The organism is Ulvibacter sp. 2305UL32-6 (genome assembly GCF_058148545.1).
The window spans coordinates 290,610-314,709 of sequence record NZ_JBYVKA010000003.1 but is presented as its reverse complement, the minus strand read 5'-3'; the positions used below and the strand labels follow the sequence as shown (position 1 = coordinate 314,709).

General features: G+C 40.1%; 18 protein-coding genes. 3 read left to right on the top strand and 15 right to left on the bottom strand.

All coding sequences use genetic code 11. The features are described from left to right. Positions 1 to 24 precede the first annotated feature (24 nt). From ACY2RU_RS11150 to ACY2RU_RS11120, 7 genes are all read right to left on the bottom strand, one after another. Positions 25 to 492, bottom strand: coding sequence for a hypothetical protein (locus tag ACY2RU_RS11150; protein WP_490138539.1), 468 nt, complete (start codon positions 490 to 492; stop codon positions 25 to 27). Between the two features lie 134 nt (positions 493 to 626). After that, a complete protein-coding gene (locus ACY2RU_RS11145) occupies positions 627 to 1,466 on the bottom strand; it encodes a helix-turn-helix domain-containing protein (protein ID WP_490138538.1) in 840 nt (279 codons plus the stop codon). Between the two features lie 45 nt (positions 1,467 to 1,511). Beyond that, positions 1,512 to 2,456, bottom strand: coding sequence for a histone deacetylase family protein (locus tag ACY2RU_RS11140; RefSeq protein WP_490138537.1), 945 nt, complete (start codon positions 2,454 to 2,456; stop codon positions 1,512 to 1,514). Between the two features lie 56 nt (positions 2,457 to 2,512). Continuing rightward, on the bottom strand, positions 2,513 to 3,970 hold the full coding sequence (locus tag ACY2RU_RS11135) for a hypothetical protein (protein ID WP_490138536.1): 1,458 nt from the start codon (positions 3,968 to 3,970) through the stop codon (positions 2,513 to 2,515). A gap of 15 nt (positions 3,971 to 3,985) precedes the next feature. Then, a complete protein-coding gene (metG, locus tag ACY2RU_RS11130; RefSeq protein ID WP_490138535.1) occupies positions 3,986 to 6,055 on the bottom strand; it encodes a methionine--tRNA ligase in 2,070 nt (689 codons plus the stop codon). A gap of 124 nt (positions 6,056 to 6,179) precedes the next feature. Next, positions 6,180 to 7,799, bottom strand: a complete 1,620-nt coding sequence (locus tag ACY2RU_RS11125; RefSeq protein ID WP_490138534.1) for a DUF1501 domain-containing protein — start codon at positions 7,797 to 7,799, stop codon at positions 6,180 to 6,182. 7 nt (positions 7,800 to 7,806) lie between these two features. Beyond that, positions 7,807 to 9,279 carry a DUF1800 domain-containing protein gene (locus ACY2RU_RS11120; protein ID WP_490138533.1) on the bottom strand — a complete coding sequence of 491 codons (1,473 nt, stop codon included), beginning with the start codon at positions 9,277 to 9,279 and terminating at the stop codon, positions 7,807 to 7,809. A 119-nt stretch (positions 9,280 to 9,398) separates the two neighbouring features. On the opposite strand from ACY2RU_RS11120, the gene ACY2RU_RS11115 reads away from it, so the two are divergent. Together ACY2RU_RS11115 and ACY2RU_RS11110 are read left to right on the top strand one after the other, a co-directional pair. After that, entirely contained in the window at positions 9,399 to 10,298 is a 900-nt protein-coding gene (locus ACY2RU_RS11115; RefSeq protein WP_490138532.1) for a S66 peptidase family protein, read from the top strand. Positions 10,299 to 10,339: 41 nt separating this feature from the next. Beyond that, positions 10,340 to 10,699 (top strand): YraN family protein, encoded by a 360-nt coding sequence (locus ACY2RU_RS11110; RefSeq protein ID WP_490138531.1) that lies wholly within the window; start codon positions 10,340 to 10,342, stop codon positions 10,697 to 10,699. Between the two features lie 15 nt (positions 10,700 to 10,714). Here ACY2RU_RS11110 and ACY2RU_RS11105 read toward each other — a convergent pair whose 3' ends face one another. The 8 genes from ACY2RU_RS11105 to ACY2RU_RS11070 form a co-directional block, all read right to left on the bottom strand. Continuing rightward, positions 10,715 to 12,046 (bottom strand): TlpA family protein disulfide reductase, encoded by a 1,332-nt coding sequence (locus tag ACY2RU_RS11105; RefSeq protein WP_490138530.1) that lies wholly within the window; start codon positions 12,044 to 12,046, stop codon positions 10,715 to 10,717. A 48-nt stretch (positions 12,047 to 12,094) separates the two neighbouring features. Beyond that, on the bottom strand, positions 12,095 to 15,445 hold the full coding sequence (gene mfd, locus ACY2RU_RS11100) for a transcription-repair coupling factor (protein WP_490138529.1): 3,351 nt from the start codon (positions 15,443 to 15,445) through the stop codon (positions 12,095 to 12,097). 174 nt (positions 15,446 to 15,619) lie between these two features. Then, complete coding sequence (locus tag ACY2RU_RS11095) at positions 15,620 to 16,759, bottom strand: aminotransferase class V-fold PLP-dependent enzyme (protein ID WP_490138528.1); 1,140 nt, start codon at positions 16,757 to 16,759, stop codon at positions 15,620 to 15,622. Continuing rightward, positions 16,759 to 17,559: a TspO-related membrane protein gene (locus ACY2RU_RS11090; protein ID WP_490138527.1), complete on the bottom strand. Its 801-nt coding sequence runs from the start codon at positions 17,557 to 17,559 to the stop codon at positions 16,759 to 16,761. Before ACY2RU_RS11090 ends, ACY2RU_RS11095 begins: the two co-directional genes overlap by 1 nt. A 9-nt stretch (positions 17,560 to 17,568) precedes the next feature. Beyond that, entirely contained in the window at positions 17,569 to 18,204 is a 636-nt protein-coding gene (gene pdeM, locus ACY2RU_RS11085; RefSeq protein ID WP_490138526.1) for a ligase-associated DNA damage response endonuclease PdeM, read from the bottom strand. Positions 18,205 to 18,328: 124 nt separating this feature from the next. Then, positions 18,329 to 20,824, bottom strand: coding sequence for a ligase-associated DNA damage response DEXH box helicase (locus tag ACY2RU_RS11080; protein ID WP_490138525.1), 2,496 nt, complete (start codon positions 20,822 to 20,824; stop codon positions 18,329 to 18,331). Next, positions 20,821 to 22,413, bottom strand: a complete 1,593-nt coding sequence (locus ACY2RU_RS11075) for an ATP-dependent DNA ligase (RefSeq protein WP_490138524.1) — start codon at positions 22,411 to 22,413, stop codon at positions 20,821 to 20,823. Before ACY2RU_RS11075 ends, ACY2RU_RS11080 begins: the two co-directional genes overlap by 4 nt. After that, positions 22,410 to 23,474 carry a ligase-associated DNA damage response exonuclease gene (locus ACY2RU_RS11070; RefSeq protein WP_490138523.1) on the bottom strand — a complete coding sequence of 355 codons (1,065 nt, stop codon included), beginning with the start codon at positions 23,472 to 23,474 and terminating at the stop codon, positions 22,410 to 22,412. The genes ACY2RU_RS11075 and ACY2RU_RS11070 overlap by 4 nt, the downstream gene beginning before the upstream one ends. A gap of 198 nt (positions 23,475 to 23,672) precedes the next feature. Here ACY2RU_RS11070 and ACY2RU_RS11065 point away from each other — a divergent pair, with 198 nt between their 5' ends. Next, positions 23,673 to 24,098 carry a tellurite resistance TerB family protein gene (locus tag ACY2RU_RS11065; RefSeq protein ID WP_490138522.1) on the top strand — a complete coding sequence of 142 codons (426 nt, stop codon included), beginning with the start codon at positions 23,673 to 23,675 and terminating at the stop codon, positions 24,096 to 24,098. Positions 24,099 to 24,100: the final 2 nt, after the last annotated feature.

The window sequence follows — 24,100 nt, the reverse complement described above, 5'->3', positions numbered from 1 at the left end:
CTATCAATTTTTCCTTCGGATGAATTAGTAGAAAGCTAAATTTGTTTCAATAATATCAAGTTTTCCTTCTATGGTGTTAGATCTAATTACCTTGTATAGTTCAGTGAGGGTAGGGTTTTCGGTTGAAGTACCAGAGAATATAGTTAGATTATTCCCCAAATATTCTATAAAATCGGCTGCATTTTCGCTTCGATTTCCGGCTTTCCGAAGTTCTTTTAAATAATCTGCTTTTGAAATGATCTCAGTGCGCTCTTCCATTGGAAAAGCTACCTGGATGGCTTCTGCTTTGGCATTTTTTATTTCAGAATGAAATTTAAAGCGCTCTTTTTCTATAAGTTCTGAATTTACCCAGCTATAGGTTTGTGCATCATTGCTATCGTGACCTGAAAGAATTACAGTGTTTAATTGTTCGAAATATTCTTGTCCATTCATTGTAGTTGATGAAAGAAACACAAAAAATAGAAGTGCGATTATTAGGTTTAGTTTTTTCATGATCATATGGTATTTGTAGCTGTGCTACGGTTACTAATATTAACACTACAAAGATCTGAAATAGGAACACCTAAAAGAAGGGAGAGATTTCCCTAGAACATGTCAATTCTTCCTTAATTATTACAAATAGAAGATTAATTTACTTTTTGAAGTCCTTTTTTGAATTCGGAAGGAGAAACCGAAGTTTGTTTCTTAAACATCCTACTCAAGTGAGAAGGATCGTCAAAACCAATATCGAAAGCAATTTCTTTAGTGGTTTTGTCGGTATAGGTAAGTTGCCTTTTGGCTTCTAAAATGATGCGATCGTGAATAATTTGCAACGGACTCTTATCGTATTTCGAAAAACTATTGGAAAGCGTTTTTGGCGATTTAAAGAGTTTTTCGGCATAAAAAGAGACATTATGGGCCTCTTTAAAGTGATTTTCGACCAAATAGTTGTATTCTCGATACAAGTCTAAATTTCCACTGTGGTTTCCTACGGGGTCATTTCCTACTTTTAGTAATCTAGTGGTTTTAATAATAAAGCGAGCCAAAAGCATGCGGAGCATTTCGGCTTGAATAGTATCTTTTGTTTCCATTTCTTCCAAAAAGACACCGTGCAATTGAGTAAATCTCTGCTGCTCCTGTGCATTTAAAGCGATGATGGGGATATTTTTAGCGCCAAAAAAAAGTAGACCCACACAACTCACTTCCTTGTCGTGATCTCGAACACAGTAAAATTCTTTATTGAATTGATAGACTAAAGCTTCATTTTTTTCGAGAATGGAAAGATGTTGATTGGGGGTTAGTGCCAAAATATGATGAGCATCTATGCTAGTTGGTACTCCGTCAACAAGAACATGAATGGGTCCCGATGTCGCCCAAATAAAAGTATAGAGCCCAACAACAGCGCCGTCAATATTTCTAGACAATAATGAAAGGTCACCGATTTTTAGGATGGCACCCGTACTAAATTCTGAAAACACATGTTGCATAGTGGGGTAGTCTGAAAGATGAGGCTTACATTACAAATGAAGTTATTAAAAATAGATCTTTTGTGCTATTCGATAGGTATTAGCATGTGCTTCGATGATCGTTTTGATGTCTGGAGAGTAGCCTCCACCCATACTCACCTGTACTGGAATGCCTTCATCTTTGCAGGTTTGAAGGACAAAACGGTCGCGCTCTTTGCAGCCTTCCATCGAACAGTTTAGTTTCCCTAATTTATCGGTTGCCAAAATATCAACGCCACTGAGGTAGAAGATAAAATCGGGTTTTTCTTGCTGAATGAGCTTCGGAAGGGTCTCTTTAAGAAGCGAAAGATAGGCTTTATCATCACTACCGTCTGTTACCGCAATATCTAGATCACTTTGTTCTTTTCGGAAAGGGTAATTACTTGCACCATGCATGGAAAAAGTGAACACTGAAGAGTCTTCTTGAAAAATTACAGCAGTTCCGTTGCCTTGGTGCACGTCTAAATCGACGATCAAGATCTTTTTTATTGTGTTATTCCGAATTTGATTTGGCATCGCATCGACCCTTGCGCTACTTTTACTCAAAAGATATTTGGCTCCAATCGCCTGATCGTTATATAGGCAAAAGGCTTCTCCATGATCGGGATAGGCATGATGGGTGCCGCCAGCAATATTCATGGAAATCCCGTGCTTTAATGCAAACACACAACTTTCAATAGTGCCTTGTGTGATGATCTGTTCGCGTTCTACCAATTTGGCTGAAAGCGGAAAACCAATTTTTCGCGCTGCGCGCTTATCAAGATTAAGATCCTTTAGATTATCGACGTAATCTTGGGTATGTATTGCTAGAATAGCCTCTTCATTTACAAGTCCTGGCTCAAAAAAATTTTCCGAAGTACACGTTCCTTCATGTAGCAACTGACTATGCAACAATTCGTATTTTGACATAGGAAACCGATGTCCTAGCGGAAGATTATGTGTAAAAATAGGGTGATAGGCTATTTTGAGCATAGTATTGTAGATGCTAATGCAGCGCTTTTTTTTGAATACTGCTTAAAGGCTATGAATCAGTCAAATTTTGTCAAAGTATATCTTTGCTCATCGGCACTATATACACCATAAATGAAGTTGTCTTGCAATTTGAAGACATTTTCTGCTTTTGGAAATTTTATTTTATCTGAAAATGCTCTAATTTCCGTAAATGGATTTTCAGGTACATCACCTTCTATATGATTGAAAAATTCGTCAAATAAACATTCAATACGAATCGACTGCGTAGCAGAGTACGAATTGTAAGCAAAGTAAACCGGATTGTAGGTCATGTTATATGCGCCCGCAGTAACTATGGGAACACCAGCTGCCATGCCGCCAACAAGAAGCAAAGCACCTGCACTAGATCCAATGGGTTTTTCACCACCTATAGTCACCTGATATCCAGATTTAAATGGAATTACCGCTACGCCAATATCTCCAGTTGAGATCTTCCGCATGAATTTGGAGGTCTTTTCCATTTCGCGAACACGATCAGGATTAAAAATACCGCCACCTTCCTGAAGGATCGGAGTGTTTTTAAAAGACAGATCATCATCTGGTCCTAAACTTATATTTTTTAGTTCTTCCTTGGTATGAATGTTTTTAACTGAAAATGCCAATTCATCCTGGCTTCCACTGATCTGAAAAAGTTTATCTCCAAAGAGGAACGAATTATTCTTATCGTTTTCTCCCATATGCTCCAACTGTGGTTTCTGAAGGGCATAAAAATTGACCCCTATTTCGGGAAGTTTAAATTCAAAAATATAAGTAAAAAGTTTTCCTTCGTCCAACGTTAGAATAAAACTGTCTTTTCGATCATAGAATTTTGATCCCTTGCTCGTAATATCGATAGAATTTGGGTTCGTTTCATCAATTTTGACAACGTTAATTATACTTTCAAAGCCATTATGTTCAGTAAATAACCTATACAAAGTAGTGGCTCTATTTTCATAATTGCGAATAGGTTTATCTGTAAAATCAAAGGACTTGGTTTTAAATTCACCTTTATGATCAAAATCATACACATTTAAAACAGATGCCCTTTTATCTACCGTGAGTATATAAAAGTGATCATCATAGCTGTGAGATTGCAAAAAACGATCTTTTTTTAATTTAAAATCAAATTCGGTTTCAATAGATTTCCCTGTATCAAAATCAAACAAAATTGTGCCAAATTTTTTATAGGTTGCATTCGTTAAATACAGGCGGATTTGATTGCCTCTTATGGTTTGTCCAATAATTTGATTGTATCTATTAGGGAGACCGTCGGATGCATATTTTGCAAGCTGTTCTAGATTCTGATTATACAAATAACCATTCAACGTTTTATTGTCATCAATAAAGATCGCAAAGGTATGCTCTGTTTCATTTACCACGGCAAAGGCATCTTGCACAAAGCGTTGTCCTTGTTTTAAATCGTTGGGTATTTCTAAAAATTTCTGTTGAGCCGAGGCGCTAATAGAGCAAAGTAATAGGATGTAGAATATTCTCATGTATAGTTTTAGTCATTAATTGATCGTCGCACCATTTGGCGCATCAGTATCTGGATTCACAAAAACAAGCTTTCCTTCCGAATTTTCAGTCATTAAGATCATTCCTTGGCTTTCCACACCGCGCAAAGCACGTGGAGCAAGGTTTACCAAAACGGTTACTTTTTTACCAACTACTTCTTCTGCGGTAAAACTTTCTGCGATCCCAGAAACTATGGTCCGTACGTCGATCCCTGTATCCACTTTAAGCACCAATAATTTTTTTGCCTTCGGCATTTTCTCGGCTTCAAGGATGGTTCCTACGCGCATATCAAGCTTGGTAAATTCGTCAAATTGTATCATCTCTTTTTGTGGTGCTGCGGAAGCATTTGCCGCTTGGTTTGCTTTTTTACTCGCCTCCAATTTATCTAATTGCTGCTGAATTTGTTCGTCTTCAATTTTGCTGAAGAGTAATTCACCAGGATTGATCGTGTGCCCAGACGGAAGCAAGGCTTGCTGCTCGCTAATGTCATTCCACGAAAGCGATCCTTCAATCGAACTCAGGTTAATATTTAGCATGTTCTTTAATTTGTTGGAAGTAAACGGAAGAAAAGGTTCGCTTAATACCGCCAAAGCACTTGCAACTTGCAATGCAACATACATCACAGTTTTGGTGCGCTCCTCATCGGTTTTGATCGTTTTCCAAGGCTCTTCGTCGGCTAAATATTTGTTTCCTAAACGCGCTACATTCATCAATTCTTGTTGCGCTTCGCGGAAACGATAGCGCTCAATAGAACTTTCAATGATCGCAGGATAGGCTTTTAATTCATTTAAGGTTGCTGTGTCTATTTCAGACAAAGAACTAGGTTCTGGTACGATTCCATCGTAATATTTATGCGTAAGCACAACTACTCGATTGATAAAGTTTCCGAAGATAGCAACCAACTCATTGTTATTTCGCGCCTGAAAGTCACTCCAAGTAAAGTCGTTGTCCTTTGTTTCGGGAGCATTCGCCGTTAGCGTATAACGCAACACGTCTTGTTGATTTGGAAACTCTTCCAAATATTCATGCAACCAAACCGCCCAATTTTTGCTAGTTGAGATCTTGTTGCCTTCCAAATTTAGAAACTCATTGGCTGGAACATTATCTGGAACAATGTACGAACCATCAGCTTTTAGCATACTTGGGAAGATGATACAGTGAAAGACAATATTGTCTTTTCCTATAAAATGTAACAATTTGGTATCGTCACTTTTCCAATACGGTTCCCAGTCTTTTCCTTCACGTGCTGCCCATTCTTTGGTCGCTGAAATATATCCAATAGGCGCATCAAACCAAACATAGAGCACTTTTCCTTCGGCGCCTTCCACGGGTACAGGAATTCCCCAATCGAGGTCGCGCGTTACCGCACGCGGACGAAGCCCGTCATCGATCCATGACTTGCATTGCCCGTAAACGTTGGTTTTCCAGTCCTTTTTATGCCCTTCAATGATCCATTCTTTTAACCAAGGTTCATATTGATCTAACGGTAAAAACCAATGCTTGGTTTCTTTAAGACTTGGTGTAGCGCCTGTAATGGCACTTTTCGGATTGATCAGGTCGGTTGCATTGTGCGAGGTTCCGCAGTTTTCACACTGGTCGCCATAGCTTTCTTCAAAACCGCACTTTGGGCAAGTTCCCACTACGAAACGATCTGCTAAAAACTGATTGGCTTCTGCATCGTAAAATTGCTCGGTCACCTCTTCGATAAATTTTCCGTCGTCATATAATTTTTTAAAAAAATCGCTGGCCGTGTCGTGGTGTATTTTTGCAGAAGTACGCGAGTAGTTATCGAAAGATATTCCGAAGTCTTCAAAAGACCTTTTAATGATTGCGTGATATTTATCAACCACCTGCTGAGGTGTGATTCCTTCTTTTTTGGCTTTGATGGTAATGGGAACACCGTGTTCGTCACTTCCGCAGACAAAAGCAACATCTCTGCCCTGTAATCGCTGAAAGCGAGCGTAGATATCGGCTGGAACATAAACACCTGCTAGGTGTCCAATATGTACAGGGCCGTTAGTATAAGGTAATGCGGCGGTAATTGTATAGCGTTTTGGATCAGTCATAATAGCTTATACTTCCGTTAGGCTGGAAGCAGCCACAAAAATAGCAATTTTATACGCGTTAGGGGTTTTAGAAAAAAGAAAAGTCCTTCTGGGGAGGAGGACTTTTCAGTTACAGCATATGCGATTATCGAATTAAGATCGATTTGCTGTAAAATTGTCCTCCAACTTGCATACGATAAACGTATTGTCCGTATGACAATCGGGTTTTAACTGAAGCTCTTACGTCAATACTGTGAGGTCCTGGAGTGAGAATTTCATTTTTTAAGGTTCCAATTTCTCTACCAAGAATATCATACAGTTTAATATCAACGTGCCCACTAAATGGCATGATAAAGTCTATATATGTGCGTTCGTTTTTATAAACGCCGGCATGTTGAAAACGGCTAACATTACTATAATCTGTAGAGCCTAAAAACTCACAATCGAAACCGAGTGGAAGAATTTCATAGGTTTGGTTGAGTAGAATTCCGCTTACTATGGAAGGGTCTAAACAAAACCAATCTGTCAATACCGAGGCGTATACATCTCTAAAATCTGTAGTAGGGATAAGATTATCGTTATTGTCCCAAACGTCTATTTGCGGATGCTGATTTATAAATCCGCTGCCTTCCAGAGCCGGTCCAAAAAGCATGACAGGCGACGCTGCGCCATGGTCAGTTCCGTTAGAGCCATTTTCATAAGGTCTTCTTCCAAATTCTGAGATGGTCATAGCAAGCACTTCGTCTTCCATGCCAATTGCGCCAATATCCTCATAAAAGTTTTTCATGCTGTTTGATAAGGCTTCCAATAATTCGCGATGATCATTCACTTGGTTGGCGTGATTGTCAAAACCATCTAAAGAAACCATGTACACTTTAGTTCCCAAACCTCCTTTGATCATTCTGGCCACTATGGCCAACTGATTTGAAAGATCGTTATCATCATAGGTCACACTATTAGTTGAGGCCATATATGCATCATTGATCACGCCTGCATAGGTAAAAGTTGTATTGGTTGTGGCGCGCATAAAGAGTAATTTATCTCCGTATACGCAGTCTGGAATATTTAGGACATCGTGCAAAGCTCCGTTTTGGGCTACACTTTCTAATTGCGCAGGATTAGCAACAGCAAAAGCATAGTTGTTGTTGTCGCCTTCAAAGACTAAGTTTCCAATACTTCCAATTTGGATGGCCGGCGGAACTTCTGGCGGATTAATAAGATAGTCGGGATAGAGATCTTCAAAATAACGTCCCCACCAGCCTGTGGGTTCAAAATTGACATCGTCAGTTGATGCCCAAATTTCCGAAGAACGAAAATGCGACAGATTTTGCTGCGGATAGCCTACACCGTGTACCACTTTCATAGCACCATTACCCCACATAGTTTCTAGCGGTTGCATATAATTGGGAATCGCAAAATTTGCGTCCAAGTTGATCAGGTCGCTTTGTTGATGACGAATAGTAGGGCGCAAATTAGCATAGGTTGCATAATCATAAACAGGAACAATGGTATTGAGACCATCGTTACCACCTTTTAGGCGTACGATAACTAAAATGCGATCATTTTCTGCTGCGGAAAGAGCTACGGAAAGAGGTGAGGGTTTGGAAGCCGAAACCGCTGCGGGTCCGAGCATCATTCCGCCGGCCCCTACTAAGCCAAGAGCTTGTATAAATGAGCGGCGATTCCAAGTGGCATGTTCTTGATCATGCACGTGTTTTTCGTCGTTTGACGACTGTTTATTTGGGATATGATGATTATTGCACATGATCGATCTATTTAAGTTGGAATTCGGGCATTTTGGAAATATGCTTTAACAGTAGGGTTACTTGATAGCCAGCATCGGGCCAATCGAGATTCCAAATACCATTATCGTAATAATTCTGTGGTACTTCCCATTTAAATATATCGGTTGCTGTAGTGTAATCTGTAACCGTATGCAGCGTTTTTGAAACAAAATGATCTACAATGATCTGGGTGATCAAAGCGGGGTCGTTGCTGTTGTTTGTAAGGTCCTTTGCAAAATCCACAAAGGGAACATCGTAGCCGTTATAAAACAACCAATCAATATAGAGTTGCATCAGTTCCCAACGCCCAGTGAGTGTTGAGGTATTGATCCATGTTTCGTCACGTTGCCAACCGGAGACATCGGGCGGATCAAAAATTTCTTGTCCCATGAGTCCTGTATAGTATACAAAGGCTTCTACAAGCGTATCATTATAAAAGAAATTGGTTTCGTTTATAAAATTAAAAATCACGTCAAACGGACTTTTAATTACAACACCTAAGGCGCGTTCATCGAAGAAATGTTCACTCTTAAATAATAGTTTTAAAACAGGGACCAATTCGTAATTATTTGCAACTAGCGTATCAGCCAGCGGCTGAATTATATCCTGTTCGAGTTGTGTGTCGATTGTTTGACTTACAAAAAACTGATAGAGTTTTTTACAGATAAAAAAGGCAACCTCTGTACCGCGCTCATTAAAAAGGTTGTCAATAACACCATCATAACCAAAGGTGTCTGTTTGACCAAAAATGGTTTTGTTTCCTGTATCGTGAGTGATAGCATCAAAATAGATCTGGGCACCAGATTCGCTCCAATGATTGTAGCCTGTGAGGGCTCGAGCGGTTTCGGTCACGTCATTTTCGGTATATCCATTTCCTTCACCCAAGGTAAATAATTCATAAAGTTCCCTTGCATAGTTCTCATTGGGGTTGGTGTTTGTGTTTTCAAAACCATTGAGATAAATAAGCATGGTTGAATTTTCACCAATTTGACGCACAAACTCCTTAAAGTTCCCAGCTACGTGGGTTTGAATAGTATTATAATATTGAAAAAGATAGGGCGCATAGAAGTAGCTTTCCAATTCAGTAACGAAGTGATTGGACCAAAATGCAACCAGTCGCCCGCGTAAATTTTCCGTTATAAAATGTTTGGCTGTTTCAATACGCCATTCGTAAATAAAGGTATTGTTTTGGGTTTCGTAATCTGAAAAATCACTAAAAGCCCAATTCCCCCAAAAAGGTGCTGCAGTTGGCGGCTCATTATATGCTCCATCAACAAGCGAATCGATAAGTTGGTCTGGTGTGAGTGTAAGTGCGGCATCTACATCTGCCATAGAGGCTCCAAAACCCAAACGTCTATAAATATGCTTGATTTTTGTAGTATTCCACGGATTAGCACCCGTAGGAACATAGGGTGCGAGTGTAGAAAAATTGCACGGGGGAGAAGATACAATTGTTTCCATAAGTGCTTTTTAATGGTTTGTTAAACGAAATATACTGAATAATAGCCTTTTACAGCCGAGACACGCTATTTTTAACAGAATAGTTATTGTTGTATTGTGTAAGAAACTATTTTTAACATATGCTTAGACCTCCATCTTTACAAAAAGGCGATACGATTGGTATCGTTTCAACGGCGCGGAAGATCACTTCAGAAGAACTTGCTCCTTTTATCGAACTTCTAGCTTCGTGGGATTTAAATGCGGTGTTAGGGAAAACCATCAATGTATCTTATAACCAGTTTGCAGGAAATGACCGTTTACGGGCAGAAGATTTTCAGGAAATGATGGATAATCCTGAGATCAAGGCAATTTGGTGCGCGCGCGGTGGCTACGGAACGGTTCGAATGGTGGACCAATTAGAGTTCGCAACATTCCGAAGTAATCCAAAATGGATCATAGGCTATAGTGATGTTACTGTTTTACATAGCCATATTCATTCGCTTTCAATCGAAACATTACATGCAAATATGGCAATGGAATTCGATATAAAGTCGGCTGAAACCCGTGAGAGTGTACGTGATGTGCTCTTCGGAAAAAAGTATGAAGTTCGTTACATTTCCGAAGAAAATAAGCATCATCGCAATGGAAAGGTCAAAGGCCAAGTCGTTGGTGGAAATCTATCTTTGCTATATTCCCTTATTGGGAGTCCGTCGCAACTTGATACTGCTGGAAAGATTCTTTTTATTGAAGATCTGGACGAATATCTCTACCATATCGACCGGATGATGCAAAATCTAAAACGCAACAGATTGCTCGCTGAACTAAAGGGACTTATTGTGGGTGGAATGAGCGATATGAATGATAATACCATTCCGTTTGGAAAAACCGCTCACGAAATTATCGCAGAAGCGGTGGCCGAATATGATTACCCTGTTTGTTTTAACTTTCCAGCAGGTCATATAGCAGATAATCGTGCGTTGATACTTGGCGGAGAAGCGACGCTTACCGTTGAAAATAATTCGGTAACTTTACACTACTGACTCCCCCGTCAAAATAATTTCTGCATTCGCGGGAAAGTAAAATGGCAACACATAACGAATTAGGTGCCTTTGGCGAGCAATTGGCAGCCAATTATCTACGGAAGCACAATTATAGTATTCTAGAGCGAAATTACAGACATCAAAGGGCAGAGATTGATATTATCGCCCAAAAAGATGATCAGCTTATTATTGTGGAAGTAAAAACGCGGAATAGCGATTTCTTTGGCGATCCACAGGATTTTGTGACTTCTTCCAAGATAAAATTATTGGTGAAGGCGGCCGATGAATACATTATCTCCAATGATCTTGACCTTGAAGTGCGTTTTGATATTATTGCGGTGCTAAAAAACAAAGATTTAGAGCGATTAGAGCATTTTGAAAATGCCTTTTATCACTTCTGAAATCGCTCGCAATTACTATTTGTCTTCCGCGATAAGCTGCATTAATTCTTCAAGGGTTTCGGGTTTGGCGCTGATGTGTTTGGTAGCATCCAAAAGGTAGTAGGTTGGCGTAGCCGAAACGTCGTAGTCATCGCCAATTTTATTGTCCCATTTCCCCAAACCTAACACATGGCTAAAGTTGGGCATGTCTAAAATACGGTTTTGCCAATCGTAGGGTTCGTCTTCCAGCCCAACAGCGATCACATGAAATTTTCCAGGGGCTGAATTTTTAAGCGCCGCGTGAATTTTAGGTACTTCGGAAAGACAGTGTGAACACAAGCTACTCCAAAAAATGATCAGGTAATTTTCGGCATCGTCTAAGGCGTGTAGATTGGTATTTACCGTTTTTCCATCAATATCTTCTTCCCAGAAAAAATTAGGAGCAAGGGCTCCAATCGATGTGTTTTTAAAGATTCGGAGTTTTTGTGATAGTGCGGCATCTTGTTGTGCTTCGGCAATGCCAATAAGGTGTTCTTCGGAAAGGTAATTGGCAATCTCAATTTGTTCGTTATTTACCATAAATTGCCAAAGATCAGTAAGTAAGGCTTTCTGAAAGACAGGTGACTGATTTACAACTGCCTTTGCGAGTATATCCACATTTTCTTTGCGGGAAGCTTCGGGTTGCTCACTATCTTCAACGAAATTAAAGACGTATTTAAGCGCCATTTCAAGAGGTAGTCCCGATTTTTGAAGTTGTATATTTCCGAAGTCAACGGTTTTCCAATAGTTCTTTTTACGGTTTGAACGGTAAGTTTCTACTGTTTCAAAATGACTTGGAATGTAAGGGGTATAAGCGCGAATAAATGCTGCGGCAACTGTACCTTCTGCTTCTTTTTCGAGTTCGTTTAAGATTTGAGTTTGCGCTTTAAATCGTTTTTTTATTTGTTTTTCGGAACTTGAGTCGGCGTACATCACATCTACTTCCTGCAAATAGGTGTCTACAGCATTTTTATAGTTGTACCAGAGTCGGTTTTCTTCCGAAGAAACAAAAGAGACGCCTGTTTCGGAAGAAAAAGCGAATTCGATATCCTCATTTCCGCTATAAATAAAATCGAAGAAATGCTCGTTTTGTGGGAGATCGTAGACCAGGCGATACATGCCGGGCTCCATATTTTCTTTAGTCTTAACAGTGAATACTCCATCCCTAATGTTGCTATCTACCTTATAAAAGACGTTGTTTACATCGATCATATAGAGAATACCAAAATTATAGGCATCTGCCGGGGTAAAGGTTCCTGAAATTGTTTTTTGAGCCGTCGCTGAAAGGGAAAGAGAAACAAGAAAAACTAAAAGTATTTTTTTTATCATGGTACTTCTAATATGAGGGTATAAATGTACAGAATCTTTAAGCAATAACTAGACCGAAAATCGTTGTAGCAGTTGTAATGCAATTTTGACTGAAGGGAGTTTATCTATGGTCAACAATAGGCGCAAACCGTTTCTAGTTTGTTTTTCCTTCATTTTTATTGTTGTGGAATGACTTTGAACGTATTGTAAAACCTTGCTAAAAGCGTCACTTTGATAAAATGCGCTTTGTTGATCAGCTACAAAATATCCTACTAATTTTTTGTTTTTCATGATCACACGTTCGAGTCCCATGGCCACGGCGATCCATTTAATACGTACACTGTCTAGCAACGCGACGGCTTGTTCAGGAAGCTCACCAAAGCGATCTATCAATTCTTTTTCAAAAGCTTCCAGCTCCTTTTCGTCTTTGATCTCGTTTAGCTTTGTATAGAGGTTTAGACGTTCTGTAATATTGTTTACATAATCATCTGGGAAGAGCAATTCGAAGTCGGTATCGATAACCACATCTTTGACAAACGTTCTATTTTTAAAGTCGCGATCGCTTTCGGCATAGAGGTCTTTAAATTCTTTTTCCTTTAATTCATCAATGGCTTCAGCAAGAATTTTTTGATAGGTATCGAAACCAATTTCGTTTATAAATCCGCTTTGCTCACCACCAAGTAGATCTCCCGCACCGCGAATCTCAAGATCTTTCATTGCGATATTGAGTCCGCTACCCAATTCACTAAACTGCTCTAAGGCTGTGATACGTTTTCGGGCATCATCGGTCATGGCAGAATAGGGTGGCGTTATAAAATAACAGAATGCCTTTTTGTTACTTCTACCAACTCGACCGCGCATTTGATGCAGATCACTCAGCCCAAAATTATTGGCATTATTGATAAAAATTGTGTTTGCGTTGGGCACATCTAGTCCGCTTTCAATGATGGTGGTTGAAACGAGCACATCGAAGGTGTTGTTCATAAAACCAAGCATGATTTGCTCGAGTTTTTTTCCTTCCATTTGACCGTGACCGATGCCAATTTTTGCATCTGGCACTAGACGTTGGATCATCCCTGCAACTTCTTTAATGTTTTCGATGCGGTTATGAACAAAGAATACTTGTCCGCCGCGCGAGATCTCATAACGAATCGCATCGCGAATGGTTTCTTCGCCAAAACGGATCACGTGGGTTTCTACGGGATAGCGATTGGGTGGAGGTGTTGTAATAACGCTAAGATCTCGCGCTGCCATTAAACTAAACTGCAGTGTTCTTGGAATAGGCGTTGCGGTAAGGGTGAGTGTATCTACGTTCTCTTTAATTGTTTTTAGCTTGTCTTTTACGGCTACACCAAATTTTTGCTCTTCATCAATAATAAGGAGTCCGAGGTCTTTAAATTCAACCGATTTGCTCACCAATTGATGTGTCCCGATCACAATATCAAGGCGGCCATCTTTTAGGCCTTCCAGTACTTCTCTTCGTTCTTTTGCACTTCGGAAGCGATTGAGATAATCTACTTTGACGGGCATTTCAGAAAGGCGTTCGCTAAAGGTTTTATGATGCTGAAAGGCAAGAATTGTGGTAGGAACCAATATAGCGACTTGTTTACCATTGTCTACGGCTTTAAAGGCAGCTCTAATAGCAACTTCTGTTTTTCCGAAGCCAACATCACCACACACCAAACGATCCATGGGGCGTTCACTTTCCATATCGCGTTTTACATCGGCGGTAGCCGTTACTTGGTCTGGAGTGTCTTCATAAATAAAAGAAGACTCTAATTCGTGTTGTAAATAGCTATCTGGATCGTATTGAAAACCTTTTTGCAAACGGCGTTTGGCGTATAATTCAATAAGGTTAAAAGCGATCTCTTTGACCCTTGTTTTTGTTTTTTGTTTGAGTTTCTTCCAGGCGGCACTTCCTAATTTATAGATTTTAGGTGTGGTGCCATCTTTACCATTGTACTTTGAAATTTTATGTAACGAATGAATGCTAAGAAATAGAATATCGCGCTCACCATAAAACAATTTAATAGCTTCCTGTTGTTTGCCTTCCACATCTATTTTTTGGAGTCCGCCGAACTTCCCGATACCGTGATCAATATGCGTTACAAAATCGCCAACCTCAAGATTCGTGAGTTCTTTAAGTGTGATCGCTTGTTTTTTGGCGTAGCCATTTTTTAGCTGAAACTTATGATAGCGCTCAAAGATCTGATGATCTGTATAGCAAACATGATGGTTTTGGTGATCTATAAAGCCTTGGTACAAGGGAAACACCACTGTTTCATATTGCGTTACTTTCTGCTGTGCATCGTCAAAAATATCGTGAAAACGCTTCGCCTGCTGTTCACTGCTACAGAAAATATAATTTTTATACCCGTCGGCTGTGTTGACGTTTAAATTTTCGATCAACAAATGAAACTGTTTATTGAAAGAGGGCTGCGGACTTACATTAAACTTAATATTGCTATGAGACGATGTATCTTTAGCATTTGCCAGAGAAACTTTAGTAAAATGAGATAACTGGTCTTCAAGTAGTGTTGCCGTACAGAACAGTTCATCTGGAGTATTTATCCGAACTTCCCCTTGTGAATTTTGATAAGCTTCGGTTGCTTTTTTAAATAGCTTTTCAATGCTATCCCTTAACAGGGTTTCATTTTTTACAAAAACCACTGTTTTTGCAGCAATATATTTTAGGAAGCTTTCGCGCTGCTCTTGCATTCGCTTATTTTCCACATTGGGAATAATAGACACTTTTTTTACCTGCTCTAGTGAGAGTTGGGTTTCAACATCAAAGGTTCTAATACTATCTACGTCATCGCCAAAAAATTCAATTCGATAGGGCTCGTCATTACTAAAGGAAAATACATCGAGAATACCTCCACGTACAGAAAACTCACCGGGTTCAGTTACAAAATCGGTGCGTTTAAACTGATATTCAAAAAGGACTTCGTTGACAAAATCTATAGAAAGTTGATCGTTAAGCGCAATTTTAAGGGTGTTTTTTTCTAATTCTTTGCGGGTGACAACCTTTTCAAAAAGGGCTTCTGGGTAGGTGACAATAAGTGCGGGCTTACGGCGGGAGTTGATTCGGTTTAAAACTTCCGAGCGCAACAACACATTTGCATTATCGGTTTCCTCAATCTGATAAGGTCTTCGGTAGCTGCCAGGGTAAAATAATACAGTATCGCCACCGAGTAAATTTTCGAGATCATTAAGATGATACGCCGCTTCTTCTTTGTCATTCAAAATGATTAAAAAGGGCAATTCTGTTTTTTTAAAGACTTCCGCAATAACTAGAGAAGTAGCAGATCCCGCCAAACCGGAAACATCAATACGGGTTTGAGATTGGGCAATAGCTTCCCCGAGTTTTCGAACTTCCGAAGACTCTTTAAAAAGCGAACGAACAAGCGATTTGCTCATATTAATTGCCCGTAAAGACGGGTAATTTTAGTGATTTCCCTCGATGAGGAGATATTTCGTTTAGGATTGCAAAGATAAGAAGTTCTGTTCCCTTCCGAAGAACAAAAAACTAACTTTATCATTTTGATAACAGTCTATGGAAAAACGAGGTTTTTAAAACAGATCTATACCTTATCACAAATGCTTTACCAGCTTCTCTAGATCTTCTTTAGTATTATAAACGTTTGCCGAAATACGAATGGCTTTGCCGCGATAAGAAACAAAGATCTTAGCAGCCAATAATTTTTCTTTTAAAGTATCTATGCTCTTGTCTTTAGGAAGATAAATACCAAATAAATGCTTCGCACGATACTCTGATTCTTCTATAAAATAACCCGCTTTTTGTAGTTTTTGAATCGATTCTTCTGAGATCGTTCTACAATATGCCTGAATCGCTTCTGGTGTCCAATTTATCAATTGCTGAATGGCTTCTGAAAGCATAGGTGTTAGAATAAAATTGCTCGATTCACCTACATCATACCGACTTGCTTTTTCCTTAAACTGAGCGTTATAATTCACCAAATTGGAGAAGTTTTCGCTGTTTTGGTGATTCATCCAATTATCTTCTATGGGCGTTCCGTGATGGAATCGCTCACCATAGTATGCGACACCCAAACTATAAGGTCCTAAAAGCCACTTATAACCTGCGCAAATAACAGCATCTGGCTGAATATCCTTTACAGAAAAGGGCATGGCGCCAACACTTTGTGTCGCATCAACAATTAGATAAGCACCAATTTCGCGCGCACGTTCTCCAAAACGTTTTAGGTCAAATAACGTACCATCAGCCCAATGCACTTGTGGCAAAGCCAAACACTTGGTGTGTTCATTGATTGCTTCCAAAATAGATTCATTCCATATGCGTCCGCGATCTGGACCAATAGGCGGAGCTACAATCGTTTTGACGATCACACCCTTGGTGGTTTCCAATTGTTTCCAAGCATAATAATTGCTCGGAAATTGGGCCTCAAGTACTAAAATTTCATCACCCTTTTCAAACGGGATGTTATGCATGGCAGTTGCGATTCCGTAGGAAACCGAAGGAATGATGGCGATGGTTTGCGGGTCATCTGTCTCAATTAATTGAGCAAAACGTTCTTTTAAGCGTTGTTTTTCCGAAAAAAAGTCGGCTTCCAAAATAAGGGTCGGATTTGCCTTTTTAACTAGATTTTCTGTGCCGATCTTGGTGACCGACCGTAATTGGGGCGACATATAAGACCCGTTTAAATACGTAATGTCTTCCGGCAGCTCGAATAAGTGTTTTTGATTTTCCATCAGGAGCGATTGAGGTATTGGTTTAACTTTATAAACGGACTTGTATCACGATTTTTAAAACCGTGTAAACTAGTACTCATAAATAGAATAGCCGCACAAAAGATAGCTGTAAAAGCAATAGTTTGATGCAGGTCCCAATTAGCTACAGCAATGGCCGCCAATGCCCAGGCGCCTACCAATGCGAATTCACGCATGTTGCGTTTCCAAGTGACAATAAGATTTATTAACGTTGCTATCACAATCATGATCAAGGTCCATGTGGCGGGTGAAATGCCAAATCCATCCCAGTTTATCTTAACAAGATGGGTTGACACATTTGCAATACACGCCACGGTGAGCCAGCCACTGTAGATCACAAATGGCCACCAAAGAAAAACAATCACTGAAAAAGGAGCATCCCATAACTCCATACGATTGTTCATTACAATTTTTATAAGACACAGCAGCATTATAAAGATAACGATCACCGATAGCGCAATATAATCTGACACAAATAGGTAACACCATAGACTATTGGCTATACAACTAGCAATAAACCACCATCCAATTCGCATGATAAATTCGTCATCACGCACCTTGACAAAAAGACTACGTGACTGATAAATAATAAAACCCAGCAACAACAAATAAATAAGCCCCCAGATAGAAAAGGCATAGCCCGCCGGTGTAAAGAGCGTTTGATATTTTGCGCTCACGTCGGCTTGGGTGGTGTTGGCAAAAACACCAGCGCTAGAAGCATAATTGAAATAGATCGTGACTATAAAAGCAATGATATTCCCTATTTGCAGTAATTTTTTCATAACAAATTTTTAAGAAACCCGAATCACTTCGTCGTCTACGATGACATAAATGTCGTCGGTTTCTGTTGGATTTAAAACATACTTTCCCGTAAAGTTACCAAAAGCGGGCATGATAAGCTGAAATTTTGTTTTATAAAAACAAGGAAGACGCAACTGTTGCCTGCCAGATCCATCCATTCGTACCCCCGGATGAATGTGGCCGCAAAAATTAAAGCCATGTTCCACATCTTCGGGGTGATGTGTGAGCAAGAAATGATCAATACGCAATGATTCTAAGACACGAACTCCAATATCTTCAAACAGATAGGCGGGAATAATATCGTGATTACCACTTATAAGGATGATGTCTGCTTCGGAAGCGGAAACCCAGGCGCTAAAATGTAACCAACTTTTGTTTAGTGAACTATGGAACAGATCGCCAAGAAAGCAAATGGTTTTGGGTTTAAAGTGAGCAACTAGAGCGTTTAAACGGGTATAATTTTCTTCGGAACTATTTGGAGGAATTGCCGCACCATGTTTTCTGAAATGGTCAACCTTCCCTAAATGAACATCGGCAATGAGAAGCATCGCCTGCTCATGCCAATACATGGCCCGATAAGGGTGAAGCGTAAACTGCTGCTCTAAGATGCTAATTTTTTCAGACACGAACACAAAGATACGGTGAAACCAATTTTTATTTTATCTAAACTAGTTTGGGGATTAAAATTTCAGAAGAAAAAACACTGAACTTTTATCTTACAAGGGATGCTGATGCTGCATTACAAATTATTTATTTCATCAATTGGAGTGTCATACGCTTAATGCGATCTTTTAATTTTTCGGAAGAAAGCTTTTCTCGCAAGCGATCGGTAATGATAGGGAAGCTAAAGGGCGTTGCTTTTTTACAGGGTTTCCAGACAATCTCTTGTGTTTGAATACGCAGCATTGCCTCGCGCAGCCTTCCTTCTTCTAATTCGTGTTCAAAGGTTTCCCGAAACGCCTGTAAAAACAACAAATTATCGTTTTCGTAATCGCGAAACACATCAAAAAGCAATTGTGAGCTGCTTTGTAAGTGTTTTGTTTTTACTTGTTTGCTTGGGTAACCCGTAAATACCATCCCGCTGATAACCGCGATATCACGAAATTTTCTACGAGCCAGTTCGGTTGCGTTTAAGCTTTTCTGAAGGTCGTCAAATAGAAAATCGGTTGTAAAAAGATCATTATCCAGCACATTTTGAATATCGATGGGTTGGTCACTAAGCAGTTCAAATCCGTAGTCATTATATGCCAATGAAAAGGTGATGGGCGAAAGCAAACTAATTCGGTAGGCTAAAAATCCGCCCATGGCTTGGTGCACAAACCGCCCTTCAAACGGGTAGAAAATATGATGATAGCCTTCTCTGGTTTTAAAAGTTTCGATCAAAAATTCGTTGGAGCCTGGTACGACCGACTCTAAGGCTTGTCTGGCAAAAAGATCTTTTAATGCTATAAGTTCTGGTGTTGCTCGTTTTGTGTCAAGGTTTTGATTAGCATTATTTTCTTGAGAAAGGGAACGTGCGGTTTGTAATTCTGCACGTAAAATTTCACTCATTTGTGAGGACAGTGCCATGCGTCCGCCCATAAAACTTACCACATTATTAGTGCGCTTATTAACACTGCGTACTTGAGCGACCATATTCCGTAGACGGACCAGTTCTAAAGTTCTCCCTGCGAAAACGAAGGTGTCACCAGGCTTCATCTTCCCAATAAAATATTCTTCAATCGTTCCTATAAATCCGCCTTTTACATAACGAACTTGTAACATCGCATCACTAACGATGGTTCCTATAGACAGCCGATGCATCATTGCGGTTTTTCTGCTTTCAACTCTAAAAACACCGTGTTCATCAATGATCACGCGCTTATATTCGTCGTAAGCCTGGAGGCTCTGACTTCCCATGGTAATAAAGTTGAGGCACCATTGCCAGTCGTCTTCTGTAATGCCTTGAAAGCAAAATGTTTGTTTAATTTCAGAAAAAATTTTCGACGGAATGAATCCGTCACTCACTGCTAATGTCACGAGATATTGAATAAGTACGTCAAAGCTTAGTAAATACGGAATTCGATCTTCAACAACTTCCTCTTTTACCGCTTTTTTTAAGGCTGAAGCTTCGATCAATTCCATGGCGTGAGTTGGTAGAAAGTGAATTACCGAAGCCTCTCCAGGTCTGTGATTGCTACGTCCTGCGCGTTGTAAAAATTTAGCAACGCCTTTTGGACCACCGATTTGAATGATGGTTTCCACAGGCGCAAAATCAACACCAAGATCTAAACTCGATGTAGCTACCACGGCCTTCAGCGATTCATTGCGTATGGCTTGCTCTACCCACAAACGGGTGTCTTTGGCGATACTCCCGTGATGCATGGCGAGTTCGCCGGCAAACTCAGGATATTTTTGAAGTATTTTCTGAAACCAGATCTCACATTGACTGCGCGTATTGGTAAAAATAAGGGTGGTTTTACTCGCTTTTATGATGGGAATGATATCGTCTAATAGGTGCAATCCCAAATGACCACGCCAAGGAAAGGTTTCCATTTTTTTTGGTATGATGGATTTGACGATGATCTTCTTTTTTTGAGCAGCCTTGATCAGTACCGAATTGCTTCGGAAAGTTTCATCAACCCCAAGCAATACATCCTGCGCTTGCTCTAAATTCCCAATGGTTGCTGAAATTCCCCAAATTCGCAGACTGGGGCAGACCGTTTTTAAGCGTGACAGAGCGAGTTCCATTTGCACTCCGCGTTTGCTTCCCAGTAGTTCATGCCACTCGTCCACAACGATGGCATTAAGTGTTTTAAACGTTTTTTCATAACCTTTGGAAGCCAATAATAGCATCAAACTTTCGGGTGTGGTGATAAGTAGATCGGGCATATTCCTTTTTTGCTTCGCTCGTTCGCTTTGCGAAGTGTCGCCCGTTCTAATACCAACGGTTAAACCTGTGCCCATTTCGTCTGCAAATCGTTGTGCCGACTGCTGTATTTCAACCGAAAGCGCACGTAAAGGTGTGATCCAGATCGCTTGAATCCCTTTGCTTTTTTTTGTTTTATAATCTGGATTGTTTTTTATGTATTGTAGTACGATTGGGATCCAAAGGGCATAGGTTTTTCCGCTCCCAGTAGGTGCGTTTAGGAGTCCGTGTTTTCCTTGTAAAAAGGCTTTCCAAGTCTTTTTCTGAAAAGGAAACGCCTTCCAGTTTTGTTGCTGAAACCAATTTTCTGCCAGTGCTATGAGTTCTGCTTGCTTCACTTCGGAATCATAGCTTTAAGATCGTCTAAGGTATTGGCTTCTTCCATAGGCTTATCTTTTCGCCAGCGAAGTATGCGCGGAAATCGTGTGGCAATCCCACTTTTGTGCCTACTACTTTCGGCAATTCCTTCAAAAGCAATTTCAAAAACATGATGTGGCGTCACGCTTCGCACCGGACCAAAACGCTCTAAAGTGTTCTTTTTGATCCAAGCATCAACCTGTCTAAATTCGGCATCTGTCAAACCCGAATACGCCTTTGCAAAAGTGACCAATTCGCCGTCATTCCAGAGTCCGAACGTATAATCGGTATATAAATTAGCACGTCTTCCATGGCCGCGCATGGCGTAGGTAAGTACCGCATCAATGGTAAATGGGTCTGTTTTCCATTTCCACCAATCGCCTTTTTTTCGTCCAACGAGATAGGGTGAATCTTTGCGTTTAAGCATAAGCCCTTCGCTGTATTTTTCACGAGCTAATTCCCGTTCTTTCGCCGCTTCTTCCCACGTCTTAAAAGTCATGGTTTCGCTGAGGTAAAGACCAATTTCGTTGCAGTTACAAATGCCAATTAGTTCATCTAAAATTTTTCTTCTTTCGGAAAAGGGCTGTTGTCTAAGGTCTTTTCCTTTCCATTCTAAGATATCGTAAGCATTGAGGATCACGGGCGTTTTTTCGAGTAGGGCTTTTGATAGGTTTTTCCGACCGATACGAGTTTGTAGGTCATTAAAGTTTCCGATCGTTCCATTTCCGAAGGGAAGAATTTCACCATCGAGTACGGTTCCGTTGGGTATTTCAGAAAGAAAACGTTGAAATTCGGGATATTTGTCGGTAACTAATTCTTCACCACGTGACCAAACAAAAATCTCATCATTTCGTATAATTACTTGTGAGCGAATGCCGTCCCATTTATGCTCAAAGTTCCAATCTTCAATATTCCCCAATGTTTCTTGAAAATCATCTTCCACAGAATATGCCAAATAGAAGGGGTAGGGTTTTGAGAGGTAATCGGCCTCGTTTTCCTCTAAAATAAGTTGTTGATAGGTTGTGTTTTGTGGTGTCCAATCGCCCATAAGTTTGTAGGCGAGAATATCTTCATCGATTCCTGTTGCTTTGGAAAGCGAGCGGGTCATTAACTTTTGACTTACGCCAATGCGAAAACCGCCCGTAATGATCTTATTAAACACGAAGCGTTCAAAATAATTGAGACGCTTCCAATTGGTTTGTAAATATTCCTTTTTATCTTCTTCGGAAAGGGTTTTGAGTTCAATGATCTCGGCAACAAACTGCGATAGAGATTTGTCGGTTTCTTTTTCAGAATTAGGAATAATAAGGGCAATCGTTTCCGCGAGGTCTCCAACAATATGATAACTTTCTTCAAAAAGCCAAAGTGGGATTCCGCTAATTTCGGTTGCCCAAAGTCTAAGAAGGGTTGTGTTTACAGGTCTTTTCGGGCGACGATGTGATAAAATAGCAATGGTCCAAAGTTTATCGTCATCTTCAGCATTTTCAAAATAGGAAGTTAAGGCAGCTACCTTTTCGTTGGTCTTGTTAGTGCTGTCAAGCGTTTTTATGAGGTTGGCAAATGCTTTCATTGAAGGCTCTTTTTTTCTTCCTCGCTTTTCACGGATGGAGATTCAACATCGTCTTTGGTTTTTGCTGTTTCGCTACCTTCTTCTTCGTACTGGGTGTTTTCGGTACGCGCATCAAGGCCCATTTCTTCACGGAGATACCGCGAAAAAATATCGGTATAACCATGTGTAGCGATCACTTTTGTGCAACCTGTAGCCGCAACAGCGCTTAAAAGGCCTTCCCAATCGGCATGATCGCTTAGTACAAATCCACGGTCAATGGCACGACGTCTTCGGGCGCCTCTAAAAGTCATCCAACCACTGGCATTTGCGGTAACATAAGGCACCATTTTTCGAATCCATGTTCCGCCGTGGGCGCTAGGCGGTGCTAAAACTATATTGCCAGTGATCTCTTGCTTTGTCGTTTCACGGGTAATGCGAGTGGTTTGCGGGAACGTATAATTTTCTCGAAGGACTTCGGTCATGTTTTCGATAGCTCCGTGCGTATATATTTTGCCAATGCTAGGATCGAGATGTTTTAACAAGCGTTGTGCTTTTCCGAGGCTATATCCGAAGAGAATCGAGCTGCGACCATCGGCTTTATTTTGAGCCCACCAATTATTGATATCCGAAAAAACCTCGGCTTGCGGTGTCCACGAAAAGGCAGGTAGCCCAAAGGTACATTCGGTAATGAAGGTGTGGCATTTTACAACTTCATAAGGTGTTGCGAGTAAATCATTTTCAGTTTTAAAGTCGCCCGTAAAAACCCAGACTTCACCTTTATATTCAACCCGAACCTGAGAGGATGCTACAATATGCCCTGCTGGATGAAGAGAAAATGTTACTCCGTTGATAGTAAAAGTCTCATTCCATTTTTTCCCACTTACTTCAATATCGCCGAGGCGATGTTTAATAATAGGAACATTGTTACTGTGTGTAATGTATTTTTTATGTCCCCAGCGACTGTGGTCGGCATGGCCATGGGTAATAATGCATTTGTCGACTGGTCGCCATGCATCGATATAGACATCAGCTTTTGCGCAGTATATTCCGTTTTCATTAAAGATTAGCAGGGGTTGTTTCATAGTATTATTTGCTCACTTTATAAAGTTAGGAATTTGGAAAGTTTCCTATTTTATAATTAAGAAAAGTTTAAAGGAAAAATGGTTGTTTGACGTTCTGACACCCTTCCGAAGAAAAAACACATATTTACTAAAAAGATTTTTTTAGTTCTTTCGGAAATTTCTGAAGCAAGGGTTATATTTGCAGCCTAAATACTTACTATGTCATTTACAGATTTATTTGAAAGCGGGGAGCACCAACGTAATTTAGGTCATTTTGCGTCTATCGCGAATATTGCAGCCATTAATGGTGAATTAACTGCCGAAGAGGAAAAATTGCTACGTCGTTTTGCTCGTAAATTAGACATTGATGAAATTGAATACGAGGCAGTATTAAAGAATCCTACAAAATATCCTATCAACCCACCAAATGATGCTGATCGACGTTTGGAGCGTATGCACGATCTTTTTGAGATGATCTTTGCCGATCATGAAATAGATGATCACGAGCGTTTTTTAATTGAAAAATATGCTATTGGTTTGGGATACTCTGCTGAATTAGCTCAAAAACTGATCAAGCGATCTATTGAGATCTACAGTGGCGGACTTGATATGGAAGACTATCGTTATCTTCTAAATAAGAAGTAAGC